At 29.7% G+C, this 13,378-nt stretch carries 7 protein-coding genes; 1 reads left to right on the plus strand and 6 read right to left on the minus strand.

The genetic code is table 11. The features are described 5' to 3' along the window. Positions 1-37: 37 nt before the first annotated feature. The gene (locus BTO07_RS14405; protein WP_087521895.1) at positions 38-439 is read right to left on the minus strand and encodes a Spy/CpxP family protein refolding chaperone; all 402 of its coding nucleotides are present in this window, start codon (positions 437-439) and stop codon (positions 38-40) included. Positions 440-537: 98 nt separating this feature from the next. Between BTO07_RS14405 and BTO07_RS14410 the strand changes: the two genes are divergently transcribed. Continuing rightward, a complete protein-coding gene (locus tag BTO07_RS14410) occupies positions 538-2,151 on the plus strand; it encodes a mechanosensitive ion channel family protein (protein ID WP_232457043.1) in 1,614 nt (537 codons plus the stop codon). A 152-nt stretch (positions 2,152-2,303) separates the two neighbouring features. On the opposite strand, the gene BTO07_RS14415 is transcribed toward BTO07_RS14410, so the two are convergent. The 5 genes from BTO07_RS14415 to BTO07_RS14435 all read right to left on the minus strand — a co-directional run bounded on the left by BTO07_RS14415 (position 2,304) and on the right by BTO07_RS14435 (position 13,315). Beyond that, complete coding sequence (locus BTO07_RS14415; RefSeq protein WP_087521896.1) at positions 2,304-3,257, minus strand: tRNA dihydrouridine synthase; 954 nt, start codon at positions 3,255-3,257, stop codon at positions 2,304-2,306. A gap of 74 nt (positions 3,258-3,331) precedes the next feature. After that, complete coding sequence (locus tag BTO07_RS14420) at positions 3,332-4,924, minus strand: carboxypeptidase-like regulatory domain-containing protein (RefSeq protein WP_157663356.1); 1,593 nt, start codon at positions 4,922-4,924, stop codon at positions 3,332-3,334. A 79-nt stretch (positions 4,925-5,003) separates the two neighbouring features. After that, complete coding sequence (locus BTO07_RS14425; RefSeq protein WP_087521898.1) at positions 5,004-7,490, minus strand: zinc-dependent metalloprotease; 2,487 nt, start codon at positions 7,488-7,490, stop codon at positions 5,004-5,006. A 192-nt stretch (positions 7,491-7,682) separates the two neighbouring features. Then, a complete protein-coding gene (locus BTO07_RS14430; protein ID WP_087521899.1) occupies positions 7,683-11,150 on the minus strand; it encodes a proprotein convertase P-domain-containing protein in 3,468 nt (1,155 codons plus the stop codon). A gap of 266 nt (positions 11,151-11,416) precedes the next feature. Beyond that, on the minus strand, positions 11,417-13,315 hold the full coding sequence (locus tag BTO07_RS14435) for an amidophosphoribosyltransferase (protein WP_087521900.1): 1,899 nt from the start codon (positions 13,313-13,315) through the stop codon (positions 11,417-11,419). Between the last annotated feature and the right edge of the window lie 63 nt (positions 13,316-13,378).

Consider the following 13,378-nt stretch of genomic DNA (forward strand, 5'->3'; position numbering starts at 1 on the left):
ATCAACTAATCAACCCAAAACTAGTTATTATAATCTCTTATTGTTTTTTCATTTTCATTCTATCTTTTCCTTTCTCTTTTCTTTCTTTAGCAATTTTTTCAAATTTCACTAATTGTTCTTCATTTAAAATACTAGCTATTTCTGTATTAAAAGCAGCTTCTTTTTCCATTCGATCTTCTCTTAGTTGCGTGCGCTCTTCTTTAGATGGTTTCTTTCCAGATTCTCTGCTAGCTTTTCTATTATCATTCATTGCCATTCTATCTGCAATTTGAGCGTATAATAGAGGTTTAATCTTACTTTGCTGAGCTTCAGTTAAATTTAACTCCTTAGTCATTTTTGTAAGCATCTTTTCAGCAGAAGGTTTTCCACCTCTTTTTTGAGCTTGTGCAGTAAAAGTAAAGGCGAATACTAGAACTACTATCGTTAATATATTTTTCATTTTAATTGTTTTATTATTTTAATTACACTTCTTTGACACTTAAAAAATGAAAAGGTTTAAATTTGTTTCTTGTTTAACATGTTTTTAACAAAGTAAAGATGAAGAATTTTTTGTGGTTAGTACTATTGTTGCCAATGCTTACAGCTGGTCAAGACAGTATTCGTGTAAATGTGAGAAATCCTCATGCTACAATTTATACACATTTATATTTTTTGCAATCTGATTCTTACGAGCCTAAAAAAGCAGCAAAAACTATTTTAGGTCTTTCTGAAGAGAAAGCAATTGAAAAAGCCATTAAAATAAAGCAAGTTTTAGATGGTAAAGGTTTATATGTAGATGTAAATAAAATACCTACAAACCCTAATTATAAAGATACTATTGGTTATTCTTCTTATTCTAGATATGTTTTGTTTCCTCAAAGAATGCCTCAAATTTATGTAGAAAAAATCGATGATAATTGGTATTACTCAACAGAAACTGTTGCGAAAATAGAAGGTTTATACAAAGAAGTTTTTCCTTGGTATATTCAAAAATTACAGAAATTAATTCCTGTTTCTGGACATAAAAAATTATTAGGGTTAGAATTATGGCAGTTTATAGGGCTATTATTAATGTTAGTTTTAGGATATCTTGTTTTTTTTATAGTAAAAAGAATTGCCTTTTTTATATTAAGAAAAATTCAACAACAAGTAACTAAAAATTCAAATATAGAAGTAAATAAAGTGCTTAAAAAGTTAGCACATCCTATAAGTTTATTACTATTAGTTGCTTTTATTGATAAAATATTTCCATCCTTACAATTTGGTTTAACTACAAATACATGGGTGTTTTTGGGATTAAATATTGCCGAAACCGTTTTTTGGATTTATGTTTTCTTAAAATTAGTACAAGTTGTAATGCGAATTTATGCCGAATTTACAGAGAGAACACATGGTAGATTAGATGATCAATTAGTACCAATTTTAGACAGCTTTCTTACAGGATTAGTTATTGTAGTTGGTGTTTTTAGATTGTTAGTCCTTTTTGGAGTAGATGCATCAACAATGTTAGCAGGTGCAACAATAGGAGGTTTGGCATTTGCATTGGCTTCTCAAGATACTGTGAAAAACTTGATAGGAACGATCATGATTTTTCTAGATAAACCTTTTCATATCGAAGATTGGATTGAAGCAGGGGAAGTTGTCGGAACCGTAGAAAGAGTAGGTTTTAGGTCTACACAAGTTCGTGCAGCAGATACTTCTATTTATCAAATACCAAATAGTAAATTGTCAGAATTGGTTATTAATAACAAAGGTTTGCGATTATTTAGACGTTATAATACAAATTTAGGTTTGCGTTATGATACACCGCCAGAATTAATTGAAGCATTTGTAAAAGGACTTAGAGAAATTGTGATTGAACATCCAGAAACACGTTCAGACTCTTTTAATATTGAATTTACAGGTTTTGGAGATTCCGCTTTATTAATTATGGTAAACGTGTATTTTAAAAGTTTAGCTTGGGGCATAGAGCAATCTTCTAAACACAGATTGCATATTGCAATTGTTAAATTAGCGTCAGAATTAGGTGTTGATTTTGCATTTCCATCTACAACTGTTACTATTGAGCAGTTTCCAGAAAAACAAGGTATAAGTCTAAAATACGATATCAATAAAGAAAGAACAGATGCTGTTATCTCTAAAATTGTAAGCGATTTTAATAAAGGAAACTAGTTTACTGAAAGCATTTTTTTTGAAGCTATTTCCTGCTTTTCGCACTCGCTTTTTTTACGAAAAGTAAAAAAGAGCTCAAACAATTGCTTCAATCAGGGCTAAACCTGTTTGCTAACTTTTGTCTTTTATTCAGAAGTTTAGATTAAAATCTATTAACTGTTTTTCGCTTCTTTAAGAATTTCTCTCACAGCAATCGCATAATTTTTTGGATTACTTGCCTTTTTAATCTTTTTATAGGTTTTCTGAGGATTAGAAAAACTTTGAGCAAAGTATTCCCAGAAACCAAGCATCTTCATTTTAATTGGAGTTGGTCCAGAAAGAGCGGCATCATATTCTTGATAAATACGATCGTGAAATTCATTAAAAATATCAAACCTATTTTTAGGATATTCAGTAGTGTCGTTTTTAATCATACTTGGTAAAAACGGATCCGCAATTAAGCCTCTACCAATCATCCAATGATCTATGGTTGTAAAACGTTCTTGTAACTTCTTAAATGACGCTACAGAAGTAATATCACCATTATAATACATTTTATGTTTGCTATTGTCTAAACATTTCTGAAATGCTTCTAAATTTGTTCCGCCTTTATAAAGTTGTTTTCCAATTCTTGCGTGAATGGCTATATTTTTTAATGGGTATTTATCTAAAATAGGCAAAGTATCTAAAATTTCTTCAGGATTTTCATACCCCATTCTCATTTTCATAGAAACAAGAATATCAGATTCATTATGTACTTTATGAAGAATACTATCTATTTTTTCTGCATCATGTATCAATCCAGAACCCATTCCTCGTTTTGTAACCATCGGGTAAGGACAACCTAAATTCCAGTTTAATTCTTTGTAGCCTAATTCTCTTACATACTTAGAAACAAATAAGAACTCATCAGCATCATTTGTAATAATCTGCGGAATAACTTCAAGTTCTGTATTATTCTCTAAATCGATATCCCTTTTGTAAGAATTTTTAATCACCATTTTTCCATTCAAACGAATGTAAGGAGAATAAAAAGTATCAATTCCACCAAAAAAATGGTTAAAAGCGTTTCTGAATTTATAATCTGTAAAACCCTGTAAAGGAGAAGAAAGTAAAGTATGACTCATGTAAAATATTGAGTTGCAAATATAGAATACTTTTTAGAGCAAATTATAATTTAAGATAAACCTCTTCTAAAAGTTTAATTTCCTTTTTTCACTTTTAAAGGAGTATTCATCCAATAGTTGTTTTCTAACTTTAAAGGAGTAATTATAGATTTCGATAAAGGTAAACTCTTATCTATAAAGTTTTGCTGAAGTGGTATTTTTTTATTTTCAAAGACTTCTTGCACAAAAAACTCTCTATATTGATTCATTTTGATGCTTGCTCTTTGGTTAATAATAAAACCATTTATGTCTTTAATATTTTCAATTTCGAAACTAAAGTATTTACCATAATTGGGGTTGTATTTCTCTTTTTCGAAGTTTATTTTAGTAAGTGATTCTTTATCTATATGAATGGTAACTGTTCTATCATTGGTGTCAAAAGTATTAACGTCTATTACTTTTAACCTTTCGTTTTTATAATACATTTTAAAATTCCTGCGAAAAGGCTCTAAGCTATCAAAGTATAATTGACGATTAAATGAAACTATAAACGAGTTTTTTTTCGGATCAAAAATAGTTTTATCAATTTTAAAATAATTACCATTTGTTGCTTTAAAAAAGTTATTGAAAGTTATGTAATTCAAATACATTTTATCTTTTTTTGGTCTGTATTCTATTGTAATTGAATATTGTGGGTTTTTCTTACGCTTATAATATAGATTGTAGTTTAATTTATGAATTGCAAATTCTTGTTTAGAAATATAAATACTTCCATACGCAGCATAATCGTTACTAGTTTTTGTGTTAATTGAAGAAAAAGTAATTTCGTAAAGCGGTATTTTATCAGAAAAAATAATTCTTTTAACTATAAATGTGTGATTTTTTAAAAAGTCTTTCTGAAAAATATTTGTAAAAGAAAAAGACATTTTGTTGTAATTTCTAACAGCATTTGTAAGCTGTAATATATTCAATTCATTCCCGCCTAAAGGAGTAATATATACACTTTCTGAATATTTTTTACTTTTATTGTCATAAGGTACCGTTAGCGTAGAATCTTGAACAAAAGATTTATTTGTTCTGTATTTATAAAGTAAGGTTTGATTCTTTTTACTTTTTAGTTTATCGCTATCAAAGCCGTCATCAAAAGATTCTAAAATTGCTTCGTTAACGTTTAAATACTTTATTTGTTCTTCAGATTTTATCGTTTTTTGATAAGAATCACCAACAGGTTGTTGGTAATCTCTATAATAGCCAATGTAAGAATGTGCTTCTGTAGGGTAGTTTTCTAAAATATTTTCAATAGCTTTTCTAACAATCTGTTTTGCTAAAGGTTGTCTTTCTTTCTTTTTGGTAGTTTTTACAACTATTTCACTTAAATAATTATTAGAAGGTGATACATAAATGATATTAGTGCTTTTTCTTTTTAAAGTTGATAACTTTATTTCTTTGGTTTTGTAACCAATAGAAGATATTCTTATAATTCCTGTTTTCTTATACCGAAGAGGAATTTCAAAATTACCATTTAAATCTGCATGAGTTCCTCTATTTATTTTTTTAAGCATAACAGTTGCATATACAACGGGTTTTTTGGTTGTAATATCTAAGACTGTACAAGAAAATTTTTCTTGAGAAAATAAGCTTCCAAGAATAAAGTTAAAAGCAAAAAAAAAGAAATATATTTTTTTCAAAAACACAAATTTTATAGATTATTATATGCAAAAACCACGCCATAATGACGTGGTTTTATATAAGTATTTACAAGAAATATTATTTAGGATCTAAAATAGTATCAATTCTATCTACAACATCTTGTAAGTGGTAACGAGTTAAAGTGTTTCCTCTTTTAGAAGCTGCTTTTGCATCTCTTTGAATACGTTTTAATTCACCTCTTGCAACAGATTTTACATCAGATTGATTGATGTTAATTCCACTTTGCTTAAAGTAACCTCTATTAGCACCTCTTTGATCTTTGGCTTTATTCAATAAATAGTCTAATCTATCTAAATAAACTCTTTGTAAGTTTCTTCTATAAGTATCAATAGATTTTCCTGAATAAATTTCACTCCAAACTCCTTTTCTTAAGTCACTCATCATACTAACTAAAGAGTATGCTTTAGAACCGTTAGACGTTTCGTTTTCAATCATACGAGCCATTCTACCTGGATCTAACATGTTGTTTAACGTTCTTGCTTGTAAACCACGAACTCTTTCTACAGAACCAGAAAATTCAGTTTTGCTGAAAATGTTTTTATCTAACATCCAAGTTGGAGTTTTAAATAATTCGTCAACCACAAAAGTTAAAGCTTCTTTTTGAGTTGCTTTGTCTACATGTGTATAAACTGCGCCTTCTTGGTCAGTTGTCTTATATTGTTCATAAACACCACCAACATTAGCAGTTACATGTCCCATATATCTATTAAATTGACTTAAAACTTGTCCGTACATAGTAGATAAGTCATCATAATTTTCACCTTTTTCAGACGTCCACTCCTCTAAATTAGGAAGAATTCTTTTTAAATTTTTAATTCCATAAGTAGAAGCTTTCATAGCATTATCACCTAAGTCTTCTGTTTGAGAACTAGGGTCTACTACACCACCAGCTTGTTGGTGCCCAAATCTGTACATTGGATCTCCAGCATGTTTTAAAATCCAAGAATCTAAAACAGGCTTTTCATCTTTAGCATCAGTATCTAAGATTGGTCTATAACCCCAAGAAATTGCATATTTATCATAAATACCAATATTTGGCATTAAAGCAACACCTTTATCTTCTGGTTGTGCAACATAATTAAAACGAGCATAATCCATTATAGATGGTGCTGTTCCGTATTTTTTAGTGAAAGAAGCAGAACGTAAAGAATCTACTGGATACGCATTTGAACTACCCATATTGTGAGGTAAACCTAAAGTGTGACCAAGTTCGTGAGAAGATACAAATTTGATTAATTCACCCATTGTTTCTGTCTTAAAATTATTAGTTCTTGCATCAGGATTAATAGCTGCTGTCTGAATAAAAAACCAATTATGTAATAAAGACATTACATTATGATACCAATTAATGTCTGATTCTAAAATCTCACCAGAACGTGGATCACTAACGTGAGGTCCATTTGCATTTGGTATTGGGGAAGCTAAATAACGAATTACAGAATAACGAATATCTTCTGGACTATAATCTGAATCTTCTTCTTTAGTAGGAGCTCTTTTTGCAATAATTGCGTTTTTAAACCCTGCAGCTTCAAAAGCAACTTGCCAGTCATTAACACCTTGAATAATATAAGGAACCCACTCTTCTGGAGTTGCTCTATCTACATAATAAACAATTTGTTTTTTTGGCTCAACTAATTCGCCTCTCTTAAATTTTTCGATGTCTTCGTCTTTAACTTCTAAACGATATCTATCTAAGTACTTTACAGTTTTACTTTTTTGAGCATCTAAACCATAATCTGTTTGTCCTCTTGCAAACCAACCAACACGTTCGTCAAAATAACGACGCTTCATAGGTACTTTAGGTAATAAAACCATAGAGTTACTCATTTCTAAAGTAATTGAACCTAGCGCATTATTAGATGGTGCTTTACTTGCTAAATATGTTTTTACGTGCCTAATTTCTATATTTTGTGGATAACTGCTAACTCTATCTATATAAGAACGCGATTTATCCATTCTTGTAGCTTGGTATCTTTTTCTATAAAACCCAGGGAAACCTAATGGCTTAATATCTGTAGAAAATAATTCAGTAGCATCAATTACAGTAGCTGTAGAATCTTTACTGATAGCTTTAATTGGAAAAGAAAATAATATTGGCTCTAAATTAGAGTTCATAACAGCTTCATGAACAGGTAAAATAGTATCTGCAACTACGTTGTGTGAAACAATTCTTAAAAGAATTTGTTTATTTCTCTTTTCCCAACGTAAAACTTGAGTGTTGGTTTTACCACCACCAAATCCAATTCCGCTAGAAGTTTTTGCAATTCTTGTAACCATTAGCATTTCTCTTTTTAAAAGAGAATCAGGGATTTCAAAAAGATAAGCATCATCTTTTGTGTGAACTTTAAATAAACCTTCGTCTGTTTTGTGTTCTTTTGTAACTACTTTGCTATAAGGTTTAATGTCTCCTTTTTTCGGTTTTGGTTTGGGAGTTTCTTTTGAAGTTTCTTTTTTCTTTTTCTTCCAAAATTGTGCATTAGATTCTGTAGAAAAAGCAAAAACGAAAGCTACCAAAAGTAGTCTAGTAAGTATCTTTTTTGTCATAATAAATATTTAGTTTGAATAGTCTTCGAAATTAAGGAAACCAAATATGATGAAGTCTTAAAGAAACGTTAAAGGGAAATAGTTGTTTTAACATAAAAACACCCTAAATTATAATATTGATATAATTTAGGGTGTTTAATTAGTTGTGAAAAAAATACCTAAAGAAGCTTTTTTTCTGACTGATAATGTAACTTACTTTATTAATATTTTTTTAGAGATTACACCTTCTGATGTTGCAATATTAACAATATAAACTGATGTTGAAATTTTGTTCGTTTTAAATGTTATTTCAGCATTCTTTAAAACTTCATTATCCGTTAAATTGATGATTTTTTGACCTGTAAAAGTATATACTGAGATGTTACTTATTATTTTTTTATTTATATTTTTAACTACAAGTTCTTTTGTTTTTGAATTTTGATAAACATTAAAACTTCGATTTAACAATTCATCTTCTATAGATAAAACTTGATCATTAAAAGTGATGAAAAAACGATTAGAATATGTTCCTTTAGGTAAATTTAAAACAATAGGATTAGAAGTGTTATAATAAATATTTTCATCTATATCAAAGATAAATACATTATTAGAGATGTTTTCTTTTTCATCAAGCACTATAAATATATCTTCTGTTGTACCTATTTTTAATGTTATAGGAACTAATAAATCTTCTTTAATTTCTTGAACACCAGCAATCACTAATTTTTCTCCATTTTCATCAAATTGAAAATAAATATCAGAATCTTTAATTTCAACCTTTTTACTATCAAAACCAGTTTCTGTTGCAAATGTTTTTCCTTTTGAAAAAGAAATTCCTACTTGAGAATGAATATATATATCATCAGAGTTCTTGGCTTCAAAACCAAATTTTAAAATAGCGTATTCTGATGATTTATTTTTTTCTTTTATATTTTCTGTTCTAAAGAAATGAGAATCTTCAGCTTCAGTTATAAAAGCTCTTTGTTGGTTTTTAAAATTCACAGTTGCTGCTAAACCTGTAGCTGTTTCTGCAAAGAAACCTTGACCAATAGCAATGTATTCTCCAGGAGCAGTATATCTTCTATTACCTAATCCTGTAATTCCATTTATGTTTGAATTTGCAGCAATTCCCATAGTTGAATTTCTATAACTATAACCACCAATGTAACCACTTTTATAATGACCTTGGTTATTATTTCCTTTATTTGTTTCATTATGATGTTCCCAAAAATATAATGTTGCTAAGTTAGAGCTATCTGCAAATAGTTGATTAACATTTATTGCAGATGGATAGGGGTTACCTAATAAGCTAGTATTATCAGCATCTATTGAGAAAGAAATATCACCATCATTAGGGACTCCCTTAAAAGTATAGTTTTGAGCTGATCCTGGGCTTTTTAATAAATACCCTTCTCCGGGATTAAATGTTCCTGTTTCATGTTTTTGAGACCAACTAGTACCATCAAGTCCATTTAAATATCCATAAATCCAATAACTTGATAATGTTAAAGGGCTTGTTGAGCCATCATAACCAGAAGTAAATGTTAAATCCAATGGAGTAGAAGTAGCAGAGGTAGGTGTTGTACCGTCTTTCATAACTCCTTTTACAGTAAATGTAGCAGTACCTATTTCTTTTACAGGTGATGACCAATAGTTGTATCTATAAATACTTGTTAAATCACTGTTTTGGTCTACATAAAGATTACCAGAACCGGTATTAAAGTTTGTACCTGTTGTATGTGTTTGTATTAGTTGAGATGTGCCAACTAATCTAATATCTCCATTGTTGTTAATACCATTAGCTACTTTTAGTCGATATCCTGTATTTACCACTAGTTTTCCTCCATATTCTACTTCAACTTCTCTTACATCGGCATTTTCAGTTAAAGAAAGTGTACCATTTGCTGTACTTTTAACTAATAGTTTATAACAATCATCAGTTATGTCTGGTACGTTTAATGCACCTGACCCGTTATAAAACTGAGAATCATCTACAACTATAGTATCAAAATATTCTAAAGTAAAATAATCGTCATCTAAGAAACTAACCTCTGTTGCAGTATAAACTCCTTTTGAAAGACTTAAATTATATGTGGTTTTTGTAATTGAAGAAAAATCACTAGTATTATCTACTACTAATTGTAGTGAAGCACAAGATGATTTTTTTGATAAATCTAAATCTGACGCATTTATAGAAACAGAAACTGATCCTAAATTATTTCGTTTACTAACTTTCCATTTAGTATCTAATCTTTCTAGATAATTTGTAGATACTGAAGATGAAAAATCATAAGTAGCATCTTTTACGTCTTCACCCCAAAATAAAAAATCACCATCACTTAAAGCTTTAGGGGTGTTTATTCTTATAATACCTGTTCCTTGAGAATCTGTGTGATTTGAGCCATCTGATGCTTGACCAATACCTGCTACTTTATGGTCAAAATCTCCATTGTCATCTTCATTGTAAAAATCATTCGTAACTAAGGCAATATCATACTTTGCTGACACATAATTATCTATGATTATTTTTTCGGCTAAATTTAAATCTCTATCAAATATAATTACTTCTGAAATATCTCCTGTAAATGTCCTTCCATTATATGTACCACCTAAATACAATTTACTTTCATAGGTAGTTGGTCTTGTTTGACTTATAAAATGTATTTGATTATTATGAGTACCTGTATTGGTTGCAGAACCATTAACAAAAGATGACCCTGTATTTGTAGACCAAGTATCATTATTTGCCCCGTTTCCTGGAGATTGCCAATTGTTGTCTCCACTACTAGCTCTTCTTATACTTTTGTCTCCGTTCAAACCAATAACGGTCTCAAAACTATTTCTTGTTTTTGGATTATTTACTACCAAGATTGTTTTTGCGGTTACGTTATTTGCTGTTACAAACTGTCTATTTAGAGCTGTGGCCGTTAAAGTAGCGTAACCGTTAATAATACCTTCTGTATAAACTGCTGTTCCGGTGTTAGTTGCAGTCTTATTATTACCAGATGCATCTAACCAAGTGCTTACAGTTTGTCCATCTGTAGGTAGAATATCTGCATTTCTCATATTATTTGGTAAATACCAAACTTCTAAATCTGACGAACCATCTGTATTACCAACACCTCCAGGGCCTAAATAACCTTCTGATCCAGGAGTAATAGGGGTAGAATAACAAAGGTTTAAAATAACCTCATTAATAGTACCTCCATCTTGATTAGCATCATCTGTAATTTCTAAGACCCAATTACCATTTGAATTTTCACCATTAAAAGTGGTTAAACTTCCTTCTGGTTGATAATCTCCAGAAAGTGCAGAATTACCTTTTGGTAATGTTTTTGTAGAGTCATCATTAAAAATAACATTCTCATAATTATTTAATTTACCTCCATTATCTGTAGACAATTCTACTCTTGTTCCTAAAGGGGAAACTAAAAAAATATCTAAATCGTCATTATAAGTATGTGTAATATCTACTGTTATGTTTACATCTGTTAATGTGTAAGAATCGGGTACGTTTATAGTTGTGTTATATACAGATCCAGATCCAGATGAAGAAATTGTGGTACTTGGGGTTTCGGAGTAATCTCTACAAATGTTTTGCCCAAAAGACTTAATACTTATAAGGAAAAATATAAATAATAAAAACTCAATTGCGTACTTATTGTGTGTTCGTTTTAACATATTATAAATTGTTAATACTACACTTAAGATACTTATGGGGAGTGGATGCTTAAGATATTGTAAATTGATTATTTTTTTCTAAACTTATAATTTAGACACTATTAAATAGTATTTGTTATTTAGAATTATAAAAGGAAGAGGTGTTTAATTATCAAAAAATCTTCCTATACAAATATAATGATTATTAGGAAATATAAAATAAAATAGGGTGTTAAAAATTAAATTTTTAACACCCTATTTTATTTTATAAAACACCTATTTATTCACTAATAAGCTCTCTTGTCATTCCCTTCATAGAAATTAATAAAAGCTTGGTTAACAACTCTTCTACCTCCAGGAGTAGGATAGTTTCCTGTGAAATACCAATCTCCTAAATTATCTGGACATGCTTTATGCAAACCTTCTATAGATTGATAAATAACTTCAACATCTGCATTTATATCGTCTGTTTTTAACATTTCTGCAATTTTTGCAGAAATCTCTTCAGCAGTAAAAGGTTTGTATATTCCTTTTACATAGTTTACAATATCCTCATCAATTTTAGACTGCTGATCTTTACACTTTTTATAAACTTCTTCTATAATGTTTTCTTGATTTGTGTCTTTTAATAATTCTATAGCAGCTTTAAAAGCAATAAAGGCGTCAATTCGTGCCATGTCAATTCCATAACAATCTGGGTAACGAATTTGTGGTGCAGAAGAAACTACGACTATCTTTTTAGGACTTAATCTGTCTAAAATTCTAATAATACTTTTCTTTAAAGTAGTTCCACGAACAATACTATCATCAATAATAACAAGATTGTCAGTAGGTTTTACAACACCATAAGTAATGTCGTAAACGTGCTCTACTAAATCATCTCTACTGCTGTCATCAGCAATAAAAGTTCTTAATTTTGCATCTTTAATTGCTATTTTTTCAAAACGAGCTCTTTCAGATAAAATTTCGGTTACTTGTTCTGCGGATAAATTTTTACCTCCTTTTAATATTTTAGTTGTTTTTTGTTGATTTAATAAATCTTCAGCAGCTTCTATCATTCCGTAAAAAGACGTTTCTGCGGTATTTGGGATAAAAGAAAAAACAGAATTTGAAATGTCACTATCAATAGATTTTAAAATTTTAGGAAATACATATTTTCCTAAATTTTTACGTTCCTTATAAATAGAAGCATCACTTCCTCTAGAAAAATAGATGCGCTCAAAAGAACAAGCTAAATTTTCTCTTGGTTCTAAAATTTTCTTAATTGAAGTTACTCCACTTTTTTTAATAATTAAAGCATGACCTCTTTCTAATTCTTGAACCTGATCAATTTTTACATTAAAAACGGTTTGTATTACTGGTCTTTCAGACGCAACGACAACAACTTCATCATCTTCATAAAAGTAAGTAGGTCTAATTCCGTTAGGATCTCTTAAAACAAAAGCATCTCCATGACCAACTAAACCAGCCATTGCATAACCTCCGTCCCAGTTTTTAGCAGATCTTTTTAATACTTTTTTAAGGCTTAAGTTTTCTTCTATATATGGTGAAGCATCTTTTTTATTAAATCCTTCTTTTTTAGCTTCTTGGTATAATTTAGAAACTTCATCTTCTAAAAAATGACCAATTTTTTCCATAACAGTTACAGTGTCTGTAAACTCTTTTGGATGCTGACCTAACTCAACCAATTCTTCTAATAATTGTTTAGAATTCGTCATGTTAAAGTTACCTGCAACAATTAGGTTTTTGTGTTTCCAGTTACTTTGGCGTAAAAAAGGATGTACACTTTCTATACTGTTTTTACCAAAAGTTCCATAACGAACGTGTCCTAAAAACAAGTTTCCTATGTATGGCATATTTTCTTCTTGCCAAGCAACATCATCTTTTTTATCAGGGTTTTGTTCTAAAACACTGTTTAAACGATCATTAATTTGAGCAAAAACATCTTGTATTGGAGTTGCTTTGTTAGATCGAACTCTACTAATATATCTAGTACCAGGTTCTACATTCAATTTTAAGCTGGCAAAACCTGCACCATCTTGACCACGATTGTGCTGTTTTTCCATTAATAAATACATTTTATTAATTCCGTAAAAAGCAGAGCCGTATTTGTCTTTATAAAACTGTAAAGGTTTCTTTAATCGAACAAGTGCAATTCCACATTCGTGTTTTATAGCATCACTCATTTTTGTTGTAGTTTTTTGTAGTTGTTGTGTTGTAGTTGTTGTAATAAAAAATCCGCAGTAAAA

The sequence above is a fragment of the Polaribacter sp. SA4-12 genome (assembly GCF_002163675.1).
In the GTDB taxonomy this organism is placed as follows: domain Bacteria; phylum Bacteroidota; class Bacteroidia; order Flavobacteriales; family Flavobacteriaceae; genus Polaribacter.